This window comes from Paraburkholderia sp. 40, assembly GCF_050434105.1.
Taxonomy (GTDB): Bacteria; Pseudomonadota; Gammaproteobacteria; order Burkholderiales; family Burkholderiaceae; genus Paraburkholderia; species Paraburkholderia tuberum.
Genome location: NZ_JBNPVY010000001.1, coordinates 203,348 through 223,697, shown reverse-complemented (window position 1 = coordinate 223,697; position 20,350 = coordinate 203,348). Strand labels below are relative to the sequence as shown.

The following is a 20,350-nucleotide window of genomic DNA, read 5'->3' as shown; positions in this document are numbered from 1 at the left end:
CTGCCCGTTTTTCACGCGCAGTTCATGAGCATGCGAGCCTCACGCTCTAACGCGTCACGGTGTAGAGGATCGGCGATGGCGATCATGCGTGGAATGCGCTGGGCGATCGACAAACCGCGCAGGTCGGCAATTCCATGCTCGGTCACGATCACGCAGGCGTCGCTGCGAGCCACGGTTACCGGGCCTGACAGCGACGCAACGACACGGCTTCGCGTCCCGGCGGTCGAAGGCAGTGCGACGATAGGCACGCCGCCGCGGTTGCGTTGCGCGGCGCGCAGGAAATCCCCAATGCCGCCGACGCCACCCACGTAGGTCGTACCCGCGACTTCCGCATTGATTTGACCGGTGAGATCTACCTCGATGGCCGAGTTGATGGCGACGAAGCGTTCTATGCTGGCCAACACTGCCTGATCGTGCGTATATTCCGTTCCCCGCAGTTCGAGAGAGGGATTACGGTGGGCGAAGCGGTGCAAGGCGGCTCCGCCGATCAGCACGCCCCCGATCGTTAGACCCGCGTCGATGCTTTTGCAAGCATTGGTCACGACGCCGGCTTCGCATAGCTGAGCAAACCCTTCGCCGATGCTGCCCGAATGCACGCCGAGTTCACGATGATTTTTCAGATTTGCGAGCACGGCGTCCGGAATCGTCCCGATACCGGTCTGCAGCGTGGCGCCGTCTTCAACGAGGCTGGCGACATGCCTTCCAATCTCCGCTTCGACGCGGCCCGGCAGCGGTCGCGCAGACGAAGGCAGTGGCGAAGTCGACTCTACGAGTTGGGCGAAGTCTTGCTCGCGCAGATAGGGTCCACCGTACGTCCACGGGACATCCGGATGTATCTCGCCGATGATGCTCCTCGCATGCCGGACAGCCTCGACGAGATACTCCCGTGCGAGTCCCAAGCTGTAACGCCCCAAGCCATCCGGTGGGGAAACCTGAACAAATACGACATCGGCGTGCAATTCGCCACTGCGAATCAGCCGCGGCAGTTGCGAGTAGTGGACGGGGAGGATATCGAGCACGCCAGCCTGTGCAAGCTTGCGGTTTGCGCCCGTCCCGCAATACGCAAGGAAGTCGAAGCTGTCGGCATGCGCTGGCTGCAGAATGTCTGCTGCCCCGATGCCGAGAAACAAACGCAGCCGCCCCAACGCTCGTCGTTGCTCGACGAGCGCGCGAATGAGCGTTACCGGTTCGGCGTGCGCTTGCCCCCACAGCAGGGTGTCGCCGGGACGGATTGTTGCGCTCAGGTCTGGGAGGGAGCGGTGCAGGTTCACGGCGGTTTTGGCGGGTTCCATTGCCAGCCAATGTAGTTCGCGTGCGACGCCGCGCCAAATGATCAATTTCGAACCAACACTTCTGCGGCGGCGAAGTTCGGATTCGGCCACCAATCGGGAAGCACCATTTTCGACGTACGGAACGTGGCTGCGATCGCGTTGACGCGATGGATGGGGGGCTCTCAGAATGGCTGTCGGAGCCGTCATGTTGCATGACGCTTACATCCGGCGCACGGGGCGCATTGATGTCATCAGGACTACTCGGTCGATCGGCCTCGTTAAATGTCGGCGCGATCGCCGCCGGTAGACGCCTGCATCAGGCTACCCCGTCAGTTAAATCGAAGTAGGGAGAGGACCATGTCGGATCAACAGACAAGCCTGGAGGCCTATACATCGTACTCGAGCCTGGCGTTCGATCGCCCGGCACGTGGTGTGCTGCGTATCACCTTGAATCGCCCAGATAAATTGAATGCGCTGGATGCGCGCGGACACGATGAACTCGCTCGCGTATGGCGCGACGCTGATGCAGACCCCGACGTCAGCGCCATCCTGCTTTGTGGGGCAGGGCGAGCATTCTCTGCTGGCGGCGATTTCGACGTGGTCGAGCAGATGATCGAGTCGTTCGATGCCCGCGTGCGAGTGTGGCGTGAGGCGAAAGAACTCGTCTACAACATGATCAACTGCTCAAAACCGATTGTGTCCGCCATCCACGGTTCGGCAGTGGGCGCCGGCCTGGTTGCCGCGTTGCTTGCCGATATTTCCGTCGCCGCTCGTTCGGCGCGTCTTGTTGACGGACACACGAGGCTGGGTGTGGCCGCCGGTGATCATGCCGCCATCGTCTGGCCGTTGCTCTGCGGCCTCGCGAAAGCGAAGTATCACTTACTGCTTTGTGAGCCGGTGAGCGGGGAAAAGGCAGAGCAGATGGGGCTCGTCTCGATTGCCGTCGAGGACGACGAACTGCAGGACAAGGCACTATCGATCGCCACGCGCCTCGCAAACGGCGCGCCCACGGCGATTCGCTGGACGAAATATGCCTTTAACAACTGGCTTCGCCAGGCGGGGCCGATCTTCGACGCATCGCTTGCACTCGAGATGTTCGGTTTTGGCGGTCCGGAGGTGCGGGAGGGCGTCTTGTCCTTTCGCGAGAAGCGGCCACCCGAGTTCCCCACGGCGACGCCTGTTTCGCCGACCGCCAATTCATAGACAGGAATATTGAAATATGCCGAAGGTTCTCGAAGGAATCCGTGTCCTTGATTTTGGTCGGTACATCGCGGGTCCGTTCTGCGCTGCATTGCTCGCCGACTTCGGCGCCGACGTGATTCGCATCGATCGGGTAGGCGGGAGCGAAGACCGGTTCGTCATGCCGGTGACGGAAACAGGCGAGGGTGCGCTATTCTTGCAATGCAACCGAAATAAGCGATCGCTGACGCTTGATATCGATCGCCCCGAGGGGCGTGAGGTGGTTCGACGGCTCGTCGGCACTGCGGACGTCGTTATCGCGAATATGCCGCCGGCGACCATGACGAATCTGGGCCTCGACTATGAGTCACTGAGCGCACTCAAGCCCGACATCATACTGACGGCTTCCTCTGCATTCGGGACTCATGCCGACGCTGTCCACCGGCTCGGCTTTGATGGTGTCGGCCAAGCAATGAGCGGGGCAGTCTACATGTCAGGCACGCCGGACAATCCGGTAAAGTCGATGGTGCCAGTCGTTGATTTTGCTACCGCATTGTCATGTGCGCTGGGCACGGTCATGGCCTTATATGAGCGTCGCAATAGCGGGCGTGGGCAGGTCGTCGAGGCCTCTCTACTGCATACAGCTCTGACGTTTGCAAGCGGTGTGCTGATCGAGGAATCGGTCCTTGGTGTCAACCGGCAAGCGACCGGTAATCGGAGCCCAATATACGGTCCATCGGATATCTTTCGAGTCACGGATGGATGGATCATCGTTCAGGTTATTGGGCAGTCTTTGTTCAAGCGATGGTCGAAGATGATCGGCGCCCAGGAACTGCTCGAGGATCCGCGCTTCAGCGATGACCTGCTGCGCGGGCAGAACGGGGAACTGCTGAGCCAGATGATGGTGCAATGGTGTGCGTCCCGCTCGCGCGAGCAAGCGTTGGCTGAACTCGAAAAGGCCAAGATTCCGTCGGGCCCCGTCTATTCCCCGCGTGAAGCACTGGAAGACCCGGTGATTCGTGCGTCGCGTGCGTTCGACTGGATCGACTATCCCGGTCTTTCCCGTTCGGCTCCGGTCGTACTCTCACCGGCAAGATTGTCGCGTACGTCCCCCACGGTCGAATCGCGGCCTCCTATGATTGGCGAGCACACCGAAGAAATCTTGCTCGAAGCCGGCTACACGATGCCGGAAATTGCCGCGCTTCGCGAACTTGGTGTTGCCTGAGGCGGCAATTGCACCACGAACATCGACATGGGGAGCGGCACGCGCGTTTGGCGCCGATGACCGTCTTCCCGTGGCCACATACTAAAGGCATTCCCGCCCATCTGTGAGCGCTTGGCTCAGTCCACTACAAAGCACCATCTCCTCCCACCTCTTGTTGTCGGATTACGCGCCCGTTTAAAGAGCGGGCTAAGCGTATGACGACCGCCTTGGATCTACCGTCCTTGTGGGGCACCGCAGATCGATCGCCGATAAGGATGGCCCTTGGCGCGTGCCTTCGCGGAACGTTCGACGCGAGGAGGTCTTTGCTTCACGGGCAAGGATCCTTGTCGCCCAACTCCGTATGCAAGCACTCGGTCACTTCCTAGAATTCTCCATATCGGTGCAGGTAATCAGATGCGAACACGGTAGTGGTCGGCATGATGCATACGCCGCTGGTGGAGCACCACTTGGTGAAGCAGTGTGGCGCTGCTGGTGGTGAAGAACCGGTGGCAAAGCGCAACGGGCTGATTCCGATGGACCGCATGGGCGCCGTTTGGTAGTCAATCGAAAGGAGTAATTTTATGCCACGACTGGAAATGCCAGCGGAAGAGGCCATGACCCCTGAACAGGCAGCTGTTTGTGCAGAAGTGATAAGTGGGCCACGCGGCAAAGTGCCCGCTCCGATGATTGCCTGGTTGCGAAACCCGGAGCTCGCAAGACGCGTGCAGAAGCTGGGTGAGCTGCTTCGCTATCAAACAACGCTCGAGCCGCGGCTCAGTGAGCTCGCCATTCTCGTGTGCGCCCGGCATTGGACTGCGCACGTGCAATGGAACGCGCATAAGGCAATAGCGCTGAAATCGGGACTCGACCCGCAGGTTGTCGAGGCCATCGCGGCGCGTCGCGCGCCAGCCATCAGCGAAGACCGAATGCGCTCTGTCTACGAGGTCTCTTCGACGCTCCTCTCGACGAGCCGGGTGCCTGAGCAGCTTTACGCACGCGGCATCGAGCAGCTCGGCGAGCGCGGGATGGCGGAGCTTGTCGCAATTCTGGGCTACTACTGCCTGGCATCGTTCACGCTCAACACATTCGAACTCGGCCTGCCGAGCAGCGTGGCGCCGGAATTGGAGGATCCGGACTATCTGGAGACGAAGACCGGCAGTTGAGATGGCTGGCGGTAGCGCGGACCCATCCGGGCCACGTGCAGATCCCGGCTCAAGCCGGGACGAACATTCCAAATACGTAGGGAGACATTCATGAGATCTTCGCGCATGACCCGCCGTGACGCGTGCCTCGCGCTCGCTGGCTTGTTGGCCGGCGGACTCACACCGGGTCTCGCGGCGGCGAGCGAGTTTCCAGGCAGGCAGGTGACGTTGATCGTTCCCTATGAGCCTGGCAATACGGCAGACCTTTGGGCACGGATGATCGCGCCGAAGCTTTCGGCGCTGTGGAAGCAGCCGGTGATCGTGCAGAACATGCCAGGGGCGAGCACCATGATCGGCGTTGCCTATGTCATGCGTTCGAAGCCTGACGGTCACACGTTACTGCTCGGAAGCCTTAGCACCAGCATGGCCAAGCTGACCAACGCGAACGTGCACTTCGATCCCCAGGTCGAACTCGCGCCCGTGCTCAAGTACCTCAAGTTCAAGATGGTGCTTGCCACGAATGCCGTTACATATGCCAAGGCAAAAAACCTCCACGAACTTGCCACGCTCAGCGAATCTGCACCAGGCGGAATTTTCTACGGTGGCACAGGGCCAGGGACCGCTTTCAATATGAGCGCCGGGTTTGTTTTCAGGGGGCTCGGCGTGAAGTATTCCGAGGTGAATTACAACGGCACGATGCCCATCATGCTCGCACTGATTCGCAACGAGGTGCAGGTACTCGAGAACACGCCTGCTGCGCTGAAGGGACATATCGCCGACGGCAGCATCTACCCCATCGCGGCGTTCGGCGAGGAACGCTTCCCCGAGTTGCCGAGTGTCCAGACGGTGCGTGAAGCCGGGTACAGGGGGTTTTACCCGGTCCTCTGGAATGGTGTGTTCGCGCCAAAGGGCACGCCGTCAAGCGTGCTCGACCGCATCGCCGCGGACATCTACGCGGCGTCAACGGCACCGGATATAAAAAATCGCATCGAATCGACTTTCTCCGGCTTCATACCCAAGTCCAACCCACAGCTTTTTGCGCAGGAGATCGAAACAGAAACAAAGCAATGGCGCGATTTTCTTGCGAGTATCCATTTCAAGCCTCAGTAACTGTCTCTGAAGGAGAACCCAGTGAAGATCAATACCACCGAAGCCCACGGGGTGGCGGTCGCCTTCCTCGTGCGGCGCGGCATGTCCGAGGAACACGCACGAATGGTCGCGGACCACCTCATCTACGCAATGCTTGCCGGACATGCGTACGCCGGCCTGCCGAGGCTGATTCCCATGGCCGAACGGCTGCGCAAGACCGGAACGGGCGGCACAATCCGGACCGTGAAGGAGACAGATAAATCCGCGCTGATCGACGGGGCGAATGTCAACGGCTATGTCACATCTGTCATGGCGATGAAGAAGGCCATGGCACTTGCCAAGGCGAGCGGCGTCGGCATTGTGGGCGTGAACAACAGTTGGTTCTCCGGCCTGCTTCGCTATTACGTCGAGCCTCCCGCAAACGAGGGCTTCATCTCGATCCATGCCGCGAACTCGACGGCTCGAGTCGCGCCACATGGCGGCGCCGACAGTTTGCTGGGAACGAACCCGATCGCGTTTGCATTTCCCGGTGACCCCTCGCCACTTGTGATCGACTTCGCCACCTCCCAGCTCATGTGGGGCGACGTCATTTATCACGGGCAACTCGGCAAGCCGCTTCCGCCTGACTGCGCTGTTGATCCGCAAGGGCGGCGGACCACGGACCCTGCTGCGGCGCTCGCAGGTGCTATTCTCGGTTGGGGCGGTGCGCGCGGTTTTAGCGTCTCACTGATTGTGCAGGCACTCGGCATTCTTGCAGGTAGCGATCCCATCGTAGGTGAGGCGGGTAAGTGGGGGTATCTTTTCATGACGATCAACCCGGAACTCTTGATGCCGCTCGACGAATTCAAGCAGCGCATCGGCGTCTTGCGTTCGTCCATCGAAGGCTCCCGTCCCATCGAGGGCGGCGGTCCCGTGAGGGTGCCTGGAAGCGCAACCGATGCGCGCCTGGCCGAAGGGCGCGCGCGTGGATGGATCGAGATCGAAGACGAGATCTACCGCCGCCTTACGGAGGAGTAAACTCGCGAATCGCGAGGGCCATCGGAGACTGTCATGCCGTCCAGCAAAAACGCTGGACGGCATTTTTGCTCAGGATTCGTGCCTACGCAATGGAGGCAGGAGTCAGGCGGGGACGGACAGGACGATCTTGCCGAAATGGGCGTTCGAGCTCATACGGTCAAGGGCCGCGGCGGCCTGCTCGAGGGGGAACACGCGATCGATCGGCAGCCGCAATCTGCGATCGGCAATGGCGGCCGACAAGTCACGTGCCATCAGTGCCGTGAGGTCGCGAATCTCATCTACTGACCGCGTACGGAAAGTGACTCCCATGTATGAGATGCGACGCAGCGCATGCCAATTGAAATCAACAACACCCTCACTGCCTCCGAGCCGGCCGACATTGACGATGCGACCAAGCTTGGCGCAGGTCTTCATGGTCTGGTTGAAGGCTGGTCCGCTCACCTGGTCCACTATGACATCCACGCCCTTTCCGGCAGTTGCGTCAAGGATTTTCTCTACCCAGTCGGGCGCGGACGCATCCAGCGCATAATCCGCGCCGAATTCCTGGAGCCGGCTACGCCTTACGCTGTTCGTCGAAGTGCCGATCACAGCGCCTGCTCCGAGAAGTTTCCCGATCTGCATGCCCATGAGGCCGACACCGGAGCTGGCACCGTGGATCATGAGTATCTCGCCGCGTTGCATGCGGCCTGCAGTAACGATTGCGTTGTGCATGGTCTGGCACGCGAGCATGAGGACCGTTGCCTCCTCGAAAGCGATGCCGTCCGGGATACGCATGGCGCGGCCCCGATCCGTGACGGCGTATTCCGCGTATGCGCCGGTCCCTGTGCACATCACGCGGTCGCCAGGTCTCCATTCGGTCACGGCAGATCCTACCCCGGCGATTTCGCCGGCCCACTCCATGCCAATCACCTTGCCATCTTTCGCTGCTACGCCTGAAAGATCGGCGCGGTTCAGACTTGCCGCGCCGACACGCACGAGGATCTGGTCGGGCTCAGGGCACGGCACCGGGGTGTCGCCGGGCTGTGCACCGGCGGGCGTTGCAAGTATCGCTTTCATGACGGGTCCTGTCATTGTGGAGTCTCATCGAGGGATCTAGCTGCCACCCGCCGCTTGGTGGCATTGCCGGTATAGAAGGCGGCGCGCGTCCCGCCGTCGACAGGGAGCACCGTCCCGTTAACGTACCGAGCCGCATCGCTAAGGAAGAACAGGATGACATCGGCGATGTCGTCCGGTTCGGCGATGCGGCCTAGCGGCGATTCACCGGTCGGCTTGTACAACGAAGTGACATCGGTTTTGGCTGCGCCCTCCAGCATCGGCGTTGCCACGGTTCCGGGCGCGACGGCGTTGACGACAACGCCGGAGGGTCCCAACTCGACGGCAAGCACGCGGGTGAGCAAATGGAGTGCTGCCTTCGTCGCCGCGTAGAAGCCCGAACCAGGCTTGGGCCGGATGCCGGCACAGGAGCCGACCATCACCACGCGCGCTGGATGGACAACACTTGACCGCTCGCGCAAAAGCGGAAGCGCTTCGCGCACTGTCAACCATGGACCCTTGACGTTCACGCCGAGCAGCAGATCCACATCTTCTGGCGTGTGCTCTTCGAGCGCTCCGACGCGGATCACGCCAGCGGAACAGATCAGGGCGTCGAGTTTCGCCGTTTGGCGGCGGATGGTCTCGAATGCGGACCGGATGCTCTCGACGTCGGCCACGTCGCATTGGAGGTGACGCAGTCGGTTTCCCGAAGTCTGCAATGGCGCATACTGGTCCAGTGCATGTCCACAAACGTCCAGGGACCATACGGTCCAGTCTTCGGCAATCAGGCGTTCGACAGTGCGCCGCCCGATCCCGGACGCGCCGCCTGTGACAACAGCAGTTTTGTTGGTCATGATTTCTCCAGTGGCTCGGACGAGCTTAGGAGTGCGCCATCAGCAAAGTCAACGCACGAGTGTGCGAAGCTGCTTGCTCGCGCTCGCAAAGATGAGCGGGTACGGCAGGCTCTCCGAATGTCTTGCCGCCGCGCGCAAAACTGCTTGCCGGCCGGGCGCATAGATCGGGCGCCGAGTGAGTCATACACTACTCTTGCACGATCATCCGGCTACCAGAGTTCACATAGTAAATATCGGAGACAAGGCACGACTGAGTCCTGTTCGCGAGCTGCCTTTATGTTCGAGGGTGATCGGCGATCACGGGTTCGGAAGCTGTCTGGCAATTGGAGGAAGGACGAATGCCGAATCCATTGGTTTCGCTACCGAAGGACTATCTTGGTGGCGGCTTGATGATACTGATTGGTGCGAGCGCAGCTGTCATGGGCGCGACATACAGTGTCGGAACGCTGCGGCAAATGGGGCCGGGCTTTTTCCCGATCGCGTTGGGGGCCTTATTGATGCTTGCCGGCACGGCCATAGCCGTTGCGGCTTGGCTCGAGCATGCGCCTGCAGCTGTGGTTAATTCGAAGACGTTGCCGCCAGAGTGGCGAGGCTGGGCGTGCATCGTTGGTGCGTTGATCGCATTCGTCATTCTGGGCCGTTATGGGGGCTTGTTGCCCGCCTGCGCCGCGGTCGTTTTTATCGCGGCGATGGGTGACCGCGACAACAAGCCGAAGGACGGCGTGCTGCTCATGGCGATCATGCTGGTATTTGCGGTGGTCGTGATATGGGGCGTGCTGCGAATGTCCTTTCCGCTGTTTACGTGGGGAGGTGCCTGAGCCATGCTGACCGATTCGCTCACAAACCTCTGGTACGGCTTCGAGATTGCGCTGCAACCTCACAACCTTTGGTGGTCGTTCGTCGGTGTTCTGATAGGCAACTTGATAGGTGTTTTACCGGGGCTCGGCGCACTGACGGCCATCTCGATGCTCCTGCCGATCACCTATTCCATGCATCCGGTACCCGCCGTCCTGATGCTGGCCGGGATCTTCTACGGATCGATGTATGGCGGCGCGATAGGCGCGATCCTGCTGAACCTGCCATCGCACCCGCCGCATGCGGTAACCTGCCTCGACGGGTACCCGATGGCCAGGGCTGGAAGAGGCGGAACCGCGCTGGGCGTCGCGATGTTTGCATCGTTCTTCGCCGCATCGTTCGGCATCGTCGTGATGATCATCGCTTCGCCGCTGCTAGTACGAATCGCCTTCAAATTCGGACCTGCGGAAATCTTCTCGATCATGCTGCTCGGCCTGCTGGCAGGCTCGACGATGGCTCGCGGCTCACCGCTCAAGGGCGTTGCCATGACCACCGTGGGATTGCTCCTCGGCATCGTCGGCACGGATGTTACCAGCGGCGTGCAACGGTTCACGTTTGGATTTCTGGAGCTCTCCGACAAGATCGAACTCGTTGCGCTAGCGCTTGGCCTTTTCGGTGTGGCTGATTTCCTCGTCAGTATCAACCGCATGCACGCGGTCACGTCCAGCAACAAGAAGATGGACGTCGGCTTCAGGGATATGCTGCCGAGCAGGACGGACATCAAGCAGGCATTCTGGCCAACGATCCGCGGAACGTTGGTAGGTACGGTCTTCGGCGCAATGCCGGGGACCGGTCCGACGGTAGCGTCGTTCGTAGCATATGCATTCGAGCGCAAGGTATCTCGCAAGCCCGGTCGCTTCGGTCATGGCGCACTTGAGGGCGTTGCAGCTCCGGAAGCCGCATCCCATTCCAAGACGCAGGTCGATTTCATCCCGACGATGAGTCTCGGCATTCCGGGCGACGCGGTGATGGCGCTCATTCTTGGCGCGCTACTGATTCAAGGCGTTCAGCCGGGCCCCCAAATGATCAGGGAACACCCGGACATCTTCTGGGGCTTGATCGCAAGCTTCTGGATTGGCAATGTGTTGCTGATGATCATGAACCTACCGATGATCGGCATCTGGGTCAGAATGCTGAAGGTGCCTTACCGCTACCTTTTGCCGTTGGCGATGGGCTTTATTGCCATAGGGGTGTACTCCACGAATAACTCGCTTTTCGAGGTTGGCGAGGCGCTCTTCTTCGGCGTAGTCGGCGCGGTCCTTCTCGCACTTGACTTTCCCGTCGCGCCGATCCTGCTCGGCTTCGTGCTCGGGCGACCATTCGAAGAGAACTTTCGCCGGGCACTGCTGCTGTCACGCGGTGACATGATGATCTTTGTCGAACATCCGATCAGCGCCGTGCTGATCACGCTTTGCGCCTTGTTGCTGCTGGCTCAGCTCTGCTTCGGCCTTCGGCGTGCGGTGATTCAAAGACGAGTGAGCGCTGCCGCGCAGACGGGCCAGGCCCATCAGTCGGAACCGTTAGCTCAGGGCGGCGCTGAGCCGATCAGCGTTCCCGCCGCGCAAACGGCGAGCCGCCGCCTGTCCGACACGTGAGTCCACGCATTTGCCTGCTGCCGACCCTACATTCATCGTTCATATTTGCTCATCAACGCCGCCGCAGCGGCAATGGAAAGCGAGGGACAAAAGATGGCTTCTCTTTGTACCGATACAGTCACCGCAGATTTCACTTGCCTGGACGAATTGCTGCGGCGGCGCCACAGCTGCCGAGCCTTTCTGCCGCGGCCAGTGTCGCGAGACGTCATCCGGCGAATTCTGGAGACGGCGCAGCGCACTGCATCCTGGTGTAATGCCCAACCTTGGCAGGTGCACGTGATGAGCGGCGAACCGCTCGAAAGCCTTCGAAGCGATCTGATTGCCCGCGCCTCAGCGAACCTCGCCCCATCACCCGAACTCGATTGGCCGCGCGAATATCGCGGCGTTCATCAGACGCGCAGGCGCGAAAGCGGCTGGGCCCTTTATCATGCCACCGGCGTGCAGAAAGGCGATCGCGAAGCCGCGGCGAGACAGGGGAGAGAGAATTTCAGGTTATTTGGTGCTCCGCATCTGGCGATCGTGTGCAGTGACGACTCCCTCGGCACTCACGGCGTCATGGATTGCGGCGCCTGGGTGTCCAACTTCCTGTTGGCAGCCACCGCGGTAGGCGTCAGTGCAATCGCACAAGCTGCACTGGCCTCATGGCCTGATATCCTGCGCAAGCACCTCGACATTGGCGCCGAGAATCGCATCATCTGCGGCATCTCCTTCGGATTCGAAGACACGGAGCACGCGGCCAACGGTTTCCGCACGTCGAGGGCGCCGATCGACGACGTCGTAGCATGGGTGGAATGACCATCGCGGTGCGCCAAAAATGCGCGGTTTCCGGCGCGATGCGCTCGGCGTTGCGCCAGTGTCTTTTATAGGCAGATTCTGGCGCAGACGCCACGGCGGCGGCAGCTGGACACCGTACGACGCAGCGACTGGTCGTAGGTGGCCGCGCGGTTCGTCAACTTTTGTAGAACAAGGCTTCCGTACCGAGGATGAAGGTTTCGAGGCCCGTTAGCGCGACCAATTGAAAGATCGCGAGGAGCTCTTCCCGCGTGGCGCCGTGCTGCAGCGCATGACGTATATGAAGGGCAAGGCCCGCGCCATACATATGAGTCACGGAAGAGTCGATGGCAACGTAGATCAATTCTCGCTCTTTGGGCGTCAGCGAACCATGCTTCCACGGCTCGGTCGATAGTCCCGACAGCGCCTTGAAGTAATCCGGAAGCAGCCGCGCGATAGCATCGCGCTGTTCGTTCCAGAATCCGCGCGTCTTCACGAAGTCCTGTCGTATTTCTTCGATATCAGAGCGCGCAGCTGGCAGATCGGCGGCATCCTGCCCGCGCGTCGCTCGCAGTTCCTCGATGAGGATCGGCACGGCGAAGTACAGCGCATGATTACTCAAACCGACGATAGACAGCAGGACGTCCAACACGTCCCGCTCGGATGCGCCTGCCGCCCTAGCCCGTCCGACGTGCCGCCTAATAGCCTTCTCGTTCAGAGCCGTCGCTGATGCATGCAGCGCAAGCAGCACGAGTTCCTTCATTCTCGGTGAAAGGTGCTCGTCACCAATAACGGCGCGCCAAAGTTGGGAGGCGGCTTCGAATGACGTTGTGGCCGTCAGCCGCAGATGTTCCGGCACGCGCGGGTCATCGAAGGTGCTGTCGAGTTGATCAAGTTCGTAATGCACATCGTCTCCTTGCGTCGGTTGCACCGGCGAGCTGACTATTGATAGAACGAATATGTCCGTAGCAACACAGGTCGCCTCCCGCTTTGAAGGTATCGCGATCAATCCATGCCGCAGGACGTGAAAATGGCGGGGACCCCGGACTACGCATGCTTATAAAAAAGAATAGGCGTGGGACTGAAGGGGCATCCAGCGTTTCTTAAGCGAAGCTCATTTGCGCCAGACAGAAAATCGGAGTAGGCATTGTCGCGTCGTGCCGCGATAGATGTGCGCGGGCCAATGATTTTTGCGGCCTGAGCAAGAGTCCTAACCGCGTCCGCAGATGGCGGGCGGCTAGCACCGCTACTACAATTTGTTCACAGGGGCAAACCTGGAAAGGTTGCTTTGCCAAGCACAAACAAGGAACGGACGTTATGGAAGAAGCTATCTCTAGCATTGCCGAAAGTGTGGATAGTGAGGCAGACCTGGTTCAAAGGTGGCTGTCCCGTTTCGAGCAGGCGCTGAAGTCGCTGAACCGGGATGCATTGGGTCAGCTTTTTGCCGACGAATCCCACTGGCGCGATTTGCTGTCGTTCACCTGGAACATCACGCCGCATCAGGGGCGCGAGAGCATCGTTAATGAGCTGATAAGCAGACAGCACCAAATCCAGGCGCATCGGTTCGAGATCGCCGAAAAACGTACGCCGCCCCGCCGCGTCAAGCGTATCGGGATTCCGGTGACTGAGGCTATTTTTACTTTCGAGACAGCCGACGGCCGTGGTAGCGGCGTCGTGCGGTTGTTGGAATGCGACCCTGAGAGGGCGTGGATTTTCATGACGTCGCTGCAGGAACTCAAGGGCCATGAGCCGGCGGTGGGCGAGCGGCGTCCATCGGGTGCGGAATACTCGCGCCAGTTCGGCAGCCAGAATTGGGCGGAGCGTCGTGCAAAAGAGCAAGCTTTCGAAGATCGCGAGCCGGCCGTACTGATCATTGGCGCCGGCCAGACCGGCCTGTCCACAGCGGCGCGGCTCCGGATGATTGGTGTGGACGTGCTATGCGTGGAGAAGCTGCCTCGAGTAGGAGACGTGTGGCGCCAACGGTATCACTCGTTAGCGCTGCACAATCAGGTAGCGCTAAACCACATGGCATACATGCCGTTTCCTCCAACCTGGCCGAAGTACCTTGCGAAGGACATGCTGGCCAATTGGATCGAGAACTACGCATGGGCGATGGAATGCAATGTTTGGACAAGCACGACGTTTGTGGGCGGGGAATACGATGAGGCAGCTGGCCATTGGCGTGCGAAGGTGCGTCGTGCCGACGGGTCCGAGCGTGTGCTTCGGCCCAGGCATATCGTGTTTGCCAACGGCATCGTTGGTGCGCCCAAGCGGCCCAAGTTGGCAGGGCTCGAGGACTTCAAGGGTGAGGTTCTGCACACACATGACTACAAGGACGGGGCCGCTTGGCGCGGAAGGAATGCGCTGGTGCTGGGCGCAGGCACGAGCGGCCACGACATCGCGCAGGACCTGCACGGCCACGGCGCGAACGTCAAGCTGATCCAGCGTGGTGCGATCGCAGTGACGAGCCTTGATGCGGCATGCGTGACCTATACCACGTACTACGATGACGGCTTGCCTATCGAGGATTGCGACCTGCTTGCGTTGTCCGCTACGTACCCGATCGCAGTGCGAAACGCGCAAGCCGTGACGAAGCGGCAGCAGGAATTGGACAAGCCGTTGCTGGACGGGCTGCGCGCTCGGGGCTTCAAGCTGGATTTTTGCGAGGACGGAACCGGGTACATGATGAAGGTTCGGCGTACGCACGGTGGCTACTATCTGAACTGCGGCTGCTCGGAATTGATTGTCAATGGTCAGGTCGGCCTGCTTCACTTCGAGGACATCGAACGCTTTGTCGAGGATGGTGCGCTGATGAAGGACGGGCGCGTGGAGAAGGCGGACCTGTTGGTAACCGCCACGGGCTATCAGAGCCAGCAGAGCGTGGTAAGGGAACTGCTGGGTGCCGCGGTGGCCGAGAGAATCGGCCCCATTTGGGGAATCGCGAAGGACGGCGAACTCAACAACATGTACAGGCCCACAGCGCAAAAGGGGCTATGGTTTCTCGGCAGCGGGTTATCGCAGGCACGCATTTACTCACATTACGTCGCCTTGCAAATCAAGGCCCGCGAAATCGGGCTCATTGCCTGAGCCGCGGTCGCACTGGCGCAGGAGTTCGTGCACAGCGGCGAGGCGCTCTTAGGAATCGCCGCCCTGATCGCTTATAGACTCAAAAAGAGGATACGAGACATGCTGGATCTGACTGGAAAGGTGGCTTTCGTCGCAGGCGCGGGTTCATTGGGGGAAGGCTGGGGCAACGGCAGGGCCACGGCGGTGCTGATGGCTCGGCAGGGCGCCAAAGTGTTCGGCGTGGACATCAATGAGCAAGCGTTGGCTGACACGGCGGCGATCATGGAGCGGGAAGGTCACAAGAACTGGGCGTGGCAAAGATGCGACTTGACGTCGAATGATGACGTCAAGGCGGCGATCGTCGCGTGCGTGGAACAGTTTGGGCGGATTGATATCCTGGTCAACGTCGTCGGAGGGAGTGTCCCGGGGGATCCCGTGTCGCTCGGCGTCGACGCATGGGATGCGCAGATGGACCTGAACCTCAAGACGGCATTTCTGGGCTGCAAGCACGTGCTTCCCGTCATGGTGCGGCAGTTTGAGGCTGAAGGTAAAGGTGGCGCAATCGTCAACGTCTCGAGCATCGCGCACATGAGCCATCAGGTCGGCGGACGCGTGCACGTTGCCTATGCGGCTTCAAAGGCTGGACTTATGGCGTTCAGCCGATCGACAGCCATTGCCTACGTGAAGAAGGGCATACGAGTCAACACAGTCGTGGTCGGCATGATGGACACACCAACCGTCAAAACACGGATCACCAAACAATTGGGCGTATCCGCCGACGAATTGAATGCCAACCGCAACGCTATGATTCCTATCGGTCATATGGGCGACGCGTGGGACATTGCGAATGCCATAGTGTTTCTCGCAAGCGACGAGGCGAAGTACATCACCGCGACGCAACTCGTCGTGGATGGCGGCGTGACCGCAGCCAGGTAAGCGCGACGACAAGGGGGACCCAATGACTCATGGTGCCTTTCAGCACAACCCGATCAGGCCACAGTGGCTCGCCGCGCGCACCGAAGAGCCACTCGATCCTGCGCTCCCGGTCGTCGACTCGCACCACCACCTTTATCAACGTCCGGGTCTCAAATATCTATTCGATGACATGCTTGCCGACCTGCGATGCGGTCATGACGTGCGCGCTACCGTATACGTGCAGGCGCGGACGATGTATCGGGTCGACGCGCCCCCGGCGATGCGCCCGGTCGGCGAGACGGAATTTGCCAACGGAGTGGCAGCGAAGAGCGCTAGCGGTCTTTATGGCGATGTGCGAATGTGCGCGGCCATAGTGGGTTTCGCGGATCTGCTTCTCGGCGACGACGTCCGTCCCGTGCTGGAACGCCACATCGCAGCGGCTGGCGGGCCAGTGTCGGAAGGCGGCAGATTCCGCGGCATTCGCCAGTCTCTCGCCTGGGACGGCGACTCCGCGCTGTTCAATGCTGCAGCCTACGCGACCACCGAAGACATGATGGATTGCGCGTCGTTTCGCGCAGGTTTTGCGCATCTGGGTGCACTTGGCTTGAGCTTCGATGCCTGGTTGCTTTTCCCCCAGATACCGCGACTGACGTCGCTCGCGCGCGCCTTTCCAGAGACGCCCATCGTACTGAACCATTGCGGGGGAGTGCTGGGCATCGAGCGTTTCACAGGTAAGCAGCAGGAAGTTCTTGCTCAATGGAAGGCTTCGCTACTTGAACTTGCCAAATGCCCGAACGTGATGGTCAAGCTCAGTGGCCTCGGTATGCGGTTATCCGGCTTTCGCTTCGAGGACCGGGACCGGGCTCCGTCGTCAGCAGACCTCGCCGACGCATGGCGTCCCTGGTTCGAAACGTGTATTGAAGCTTTCGGTGCGGACCGTTGCATGTACGGTAGCAACTTCCCTGTCGATAAGGGAAGCTACAGCTTCGGCGTTGGACTAAACGGCCTCAAGCGGATCGCCGCCGGTGCGAGCGCCGAGGAGCGGGCTGATTTGTTCTGGCGAAGTGCGACGCGGTTCTATCGTCTTCGATCGGACATAGCTTCTTCGTAGCGCGTAGTATTGGAAACCGGGACGACTGCCGAGACCAGCAAGTGCTTTTGGATCACGACACATTCAATTTGGATAACTGATGTTTCCCATAAACTTCCTGCGCCGCTCGGCGCTCACCTGCCCGGATTCAGTGGCGGCGGTCGACGATGATAGTCGTCTGAGCTATAAGGAATTGATTGATCGAAGTGATGCTTTCGCGGCAGGGCTACAGGACCTGGCGGGCAAAACACGGCCGACTGTCGCGCTGCTGGGCCCCAACAGTGTCGAGATGCTGGTAGCGTTGATGGCGGTCCACGCCAGCGGAGCGATTCTCGTGCCGCTTAACGGACGTAACGCCAAGCCCGAACTCGATGCACAGATAGGCCGTGCCAAACCGGACGTGCTCGTCGTTCATCGAGACTATCTGGACAAGTTCACCGCTGGTGATCGCCGTGTGTCGGTCGTCGATGCAGACTTGGGCGACGCGCGCGCCATGACCCGGCTCGAACGCAAGTATCGGGGGCAACGCGCCGAATGGAGTGCCAGCCTCACGGATATCAACGCCATCAAATTTACAGGAGGCTCCTCCGGCGTGCCCAAGGGGGTATTGCAGTCTTTCAGGTGCATCAACGCGCTAGTCAGTGCGGTCGTGATGACGTTCGAGCTGACGCCGAACGATCGCTATCTTTGCGCGGCGCCGATGACTCATGGCGCCGGGGCGTTCATCCTGCCGACGCTATCCAGGGGCGGCTGTGTGGTGCTGACATCCAACGCGGCGCCGAGGCACCTCCTCGACCTTATGCAGCGCGAGCGCGTGACGAGCACCTGGATTCCGCCGACGCTCCTTTACAAGCTGATCGACGAGCAGAAGGCGCGGCCGCGCGAGCTGCCCCGCCTGGCCCACCTTATCTGGGGCGGAGCAGCTGCATCACCGGCCCGTCTGCGCGAAGCGCTACAGGTGTTTGGTCCCGTGATCGAAACGGCTTATGGCCAGACGGAAGCGCCCCTTATTCTGTCCGCGGCGCGCGCGGGCGACATCACGAACGAAAGGCGGCTCACGTCGGTTGGTCGAGTCGCACCTCTGGTGGATGTCGCGATCCTGGACAAGGAGGGAAAGCGGCTCGGCCCCAATGAACCGGGAGAGATCTGTGCGCGCGGAGATCTCCTGATGAGCGGGTACCTTGACATGCCGGAAGAATCGGCGAAGGCGATCCGTGACGGCTGGCTCTGTACGGGCGACCTGGGCCTGATTGACGAAGACGGGTTTCTGTACATCAAGGACCGGATACGCGACGTGGTCATCAGCGGCGGGTTTAACGTCTATCCGTCTGATGTGGAAGCTGTGATCGCGCAGCATCCGGCTGTGTCTGAGGTAGTGGTATTCGGGGTACCGGACGACCACTGGGGCGAGCGCGTCGAAGCCGCCCTGGAGTTCCGTGCCGGCCAGACCGCCACCGAGGATGAGCTCATCGCATTCTGCAAGGAGCGCGTGGGGTCCGTGAAGACGCCGAAGCACATCAGAATCGTCAAATCGCTGCCACGCAGCCCGGTGGGGAAAGTCGTTCGTCGGGAAGCGCGGGCGATGGCAATATCGGGAGGCAACGCATGATGGCTCTGAGACCCGGTAACGCGACCTTTCTTCCCCGTACCTAAACATCGCTTAGGACCGGGTTCATGCGGAAATGCCATGAATCCCGGCACCGAAAAGTGAAACAGGAGATACTAGATGAATCAGCCCGTTCGAACGCTTGATGTTCAGTCGTTTATCGATGGTGAGCGATTTTCGCCCTGCCAATGGTTGATACTGGCCCTATGTTTTCTCGCCTTCGCGGCCGACGGATTTGACAACGCGGCGATTGGCTACATCGCGCCGGCGCTGATACGCGATTGGGGTGTGGCACGCGACGCTCTGGGATCGGTCATGAGTGCGGCGCTGGTCGGCGTCGGGATCGGAGCGCTCGCCGCCGGTCCGTTGGCCGACCGCGTTGGCCGCAAGACGGTGCTCGTCCTGTCCATTGCATGTATTGGTGTCTGGAGCCTTGCGGCGGCACAGGCACATACCATTACCGTGCTGCTTGTGTTCCGCTTCCTGACGGGGTTGGGCCTCGGTGCCGCGATGCCGACTGGAATAACGCTCACGTCGGAATACGCTCCGGAGCGCATACGCGGTGTCGTTGTCAACAGCATGATCTGCGGTTTCTCATGCGGAATGGTCGTTGGTGGCGCAGCGTCGGCCTGGCTCATACCGCATGCAGGCTGGAAGAGCGTGTTGATCGCGGGCGGCGTCGGCCCTTGCCTGATCGCGTTGCTGGTCGCTGTCGCGTTGCCGGAATCAGCCCAATTTCTTGCGGTGCGCCAGGACACGCATGCGCGGATCGCTCGCATCCTCAAGCGCATTGCGCCGCAACAGCAATTCGACAACTACAGGTTTGTTGCCAGCCAGCGTGGCGAGCCCGCGCGCGGCGCGGCGCTTGCGCTCGTATTGTCCCCACGCTATTTACCCCGCACGCTGCTGCTCTGGGCTGCATATTTTTTGACGCTTATAGTCTATTACCTGCTCGTCAACTGGATGCCGACGCTTTTTCATGATGCGGGGTTCGACGCGCAGCGCAGTGCGTTGGTGACGTCGCTGTTCCCGCTTGGCGGGGTTATCGGTACCATCGTTACCGGCTGGTTAATGGATCGTTTCGACGCGAACCGCACGATAACGTTCGCATACGTGCTGGCGGCCTTGCTGGTATTCATCGTGGGGCGGAGCGTCGGTAGCGCGCCGGTGCTATTTGGTATCCTGATTTTCCTTTGCGGGATGATCCTCACGAGCGCGGCCACTTCCACATCTGCTTACCCGGCAAGAGTCTATCCGACCGAGGCGCGCGCGACGGGCGTTGCATGGGTCCTTGGCGTCGGTCGAACCGGCGCTGTCGCGGGCGCGTTCCTGGGCGGTGAGCTCCTCACACTAGGCTGGCGGGCTGCAGACGTGTTTGGCCTGCTTGCCGTGCCGACGCTATTGGCTGGTGGGGCTGTGTACGCGGTTTCGATCTGCTTGTCGCATGCAAGGGGCGGGGAAGAGTCAACGACTGCAGCGGTGAAGCACTCCTAGCAGGCCGAGCCGGCGTCTTCACGGTACGCCGTCGCGTAACAACGCATGACGGCTGTCCAATAGTCGTGTCCGGAGAACAGTTTCGCAATGGACGAGTTCACGCGAATCCAGACGTTTATAAAGGTGCTCTCGAAGATGAACTCGGTATCAGGCTTCTGAATCGTTCTACT

At 60.5% G+C, this 20,350-nt stretch carries 17 protein-coding genes; 13 read left to right on the top strand and 4 right to left on the bottom strand.

Annotation, left to right across the window (positions count from 1 at the left end; translation table 11 throughout):
• Nucleotides 1–11: 11 nt before the first annotated feature.
• The gene (locus OKW28_RS01100; RefSeq protein ID WP_429443270.1) at nt 12–1,292 is read right to left on the bottom strand and encodes an acetyl-CoA hydrolase/transferase family protein; all 1,281 of its coding nucleotides are present in this window, start codon (nt 1,290–1,292) and stop codon (nt 12–14) included.
• Between the two features lie 336 nt (nt 1,293–1,628).
• On the opposite strand from OKW28_RS01100, the gene OKW28_RS01095 reads away from it, so the two are divergent.
• The 5 genes from OKW28_RS01095 to OKW28_RS01075 all read left to right on the top strand — a co-directional run bounded on the left by OKW28_RS01095 (nt 1,629) and on the right by OKW28_RS01075 (nt 6,902).
• Entirely contained in the window at nt 1,629–2,474 is an 846-nt protein-coding gene (locus OKW28_RS01095) for an enoyl-CoA hydratase/isomerase family protein (RefSeq protein ID WP_429443167.1), read from the top strand.
• 16 nt (nt 2,475–2,490) lie between these two features.
• Nucleotides 2,491–3,675 (top strand): CaiB/BaiF CoA transferase family protein, encoded by a 1,185-nt coding sequence (locus tag OKW28_RS01090; RefSeq protein WP_429443164.1) that lies wholly within the window; start codon nt 2,491–2,493, stop codon nt 3,673–3,675.
• 560 nt (nt 3,676–4,235) lie between these two features.
• Nucleotides 4,236–4,817: a carboxymuconolactone decarboxylase family protein gene (locus OKW28_RS01085; protein WP_131315425.1), complete on the top strand. Its 582-nt coding sequence runs from the start codon at nt 4,236–4,238 to the stop codon at nt 4,815–4,817.
• Nucleotides 4,818–4,922: 105 nt separating this feature from the next.
• Nucleotides 4,923–5,906 (top strand): Bug family tripartite tricarboxylate transporter substrate binding protein, encoded by a 984-nt coding sequence (locus OKW28_RS01080; RefSeq protein WP_429443161.1) that lies wholly within the window; start codon nt 4,923–4,925, stop codon nt 5,904–5,906.
• 21 nt (nt 5,907–5,927) lie between these two features.
• Nucleotides 5,928–6,902 carry an Ldh family oxidoreductase gene (locus OKW28_RS01075; RefSeq protein WP_166656295.1) on the top strand — a complete coding sequence of 325 codons (975 nt, stop codon included), beginning with the start codon at nt 5,928–5,930 and terminating at the stop codon, nt 6,900–6,902.
• Between the two features lie 102 nt (nt 6,903–7,004).
• Here OKW28_RS01075 and OKW28_RS01070 read toward each other — a convergent pair whose 3' ends face one another.
• Both OKW28_RS01070 and OKW28_RS01065 read right to left on the bottom strand, forming a co-directional pair.
• Nucleotides 7,005–7,958, bottom strand: a complete 954-nt coding sequence (locus OKW28_RS01070) for a zinc-binding dehydrogenase (protein ID WP_429443159.1) — start codon at nt 7,956–7,958, stop codon at nt 7,005–7,007.
• An 11-nt stretch (nt 7,959–7,969) separates the two neighbouring features.
• Nucleotides 7,970–8,788, bottom strand: a complete 819-nt coding sequence (locus tag OKW28_RS01065) for an SDR family NAD(P)-dependent oxidoreductase (RefSeq protein WP_429443157.1) — start codon at nt 8,786–8,788, stop codon at nt 7,970–7,972.
• 338 nt (nt 8,789–9,126) lie between these two features.
• On the opposite strand from OKW28_RS01065, the gene OKW28_RS01060 reads away from it, so the two are divergent.
• From OKW28_RS01060 to OKW28_RS01050, 3 genes are read left to right on the top strand one after another with little or no spacing between them, the layout of a single operon-like run.
• On the top strand, nt 9,127–9,606 hold the full coding sequence (locus tag OKW28_RS01060; RefSeq protein WP_429443155.1) for a tripartite tricarboxylate transporter TctB family protein: 480 nt from the start codon (nt 9,127–9,129) through the stop codon (nt 9,604–9,606).
• A 3-nt stretch (nt 9,607–9,609) separates the two neighbouring features.
• Complete coding sequence (locus tag OKW28_RS01055; protein ID WP_429443153.1) at nt 9,610–11,238, top strand: tripartite tricarboxylate transporter permease; 1,629 nt, start codon at nt 9,610–9,612, stop codon at nt 11,236–11,238.
• Nucleotides 11,239–11,283: 45 nt separating this feature from the next.
• Nucleotides 11,284–12,033: a nitroreductase gene (locus OKW28_RS01050; RefSeq protein WP_429443152.1), complete on the top strand. Its 750-nt coding sequence runs from the start codon at nt 11,284–11,286 to the stop codon at nt 12,031–12,033.
• A 154-nt stretch (nt 12,034–12,187) separates the two neighbouring features.
• Here the strand turns inward: OKW28_RS01050 and OKW28_RS01045 are convergent, their stop codons facing one another.
• Entirely contained in the window at nt 12,188–12,916 is a 729-nt protein-coding gene (locus OKW28_RS01045) for a carboxymuconolactone decarboxylase family protein (RefSeq protein WP_429443150.1), read from the bottom strand.
• A gap of 410 nt (nt 12,917–13,326) precedes the next feature.
• On the opposite strand from OKW28_RS01045, the gene OKW28_RS01040 reads away from it, so the two are divergent.
• The 5 genes from OKW28_RS01040 to OKW28_RS01020 all read left to right on the top strand — a co-directional run bounded on the left by OKW28_RS01040 (nt 13,327) and on the right by OKW28_RS01020 (nt 20,180).
• The gene (locus OKW28_RS01040) at nt 13,327–15,096 is read left to right on the top strand and encodes a flavin-containing monooxygenase (RefSeq protein ID WP_429443149.1); all 1,770 of its coding nucleotides are present in this window, start codon (nt 13,327–13,329) and stop codon (nt 15,094–15,096) included.
• Between the two features lie 99 nt (nt 15,097–15,195).
• Nucleotides 15,196–16,011, top strand: coding sequence for an SDR family NAD(P)-dependent oxidoreductase (locus OKW28_RS01035; protein WP_429443147.1), 816 nt, complete (start codon nt 15,196–15,198; stop codon nt 16,009–16,011).
• 22 nt (nt 16,012–16,033) lie between these two features.
• Nucleotides 16,034–17,101 (top strand): amidohydrolase family protein, encoded by a 1,068-nt coding sequence (locus tag OKW28_RS01030; protein ID WP_429443145.1) that lies wholly within the window; start codon nt 16,034–16,036, stop codon nt 17,099–17,101.
• A gap of 79 nt (nt 17,102–17,180) precedes the next feature.
• The gene (locus tag OKW28_RS01025) at nt 17,181–18,689 is read left to right on the top strand and encodes a class I adenylate-forming enzyme family protein (protein ID WP_429443142.1); all 1,509 of its coding nucleotides are present in this window, start codon (nt 17,181–17,183) and stop codon (nt 18,687–18,689) included.
• Nucleotides 18,690–18,806: 117 nt separating this feature from the next.
• On the top strand, nt 18,807–20,180 hold the full coding sequence (locus tag OKW28_RS01020; RefSeq protein ID WP_131315438.1) for an MFS transporter: 1,374 nt from the start codon (nt 18,807–18,809) through the stop codon (nt 20,178–20,180).
• Nucleotides 20,181–20,350: the final 170 nt, after the last annotated feature.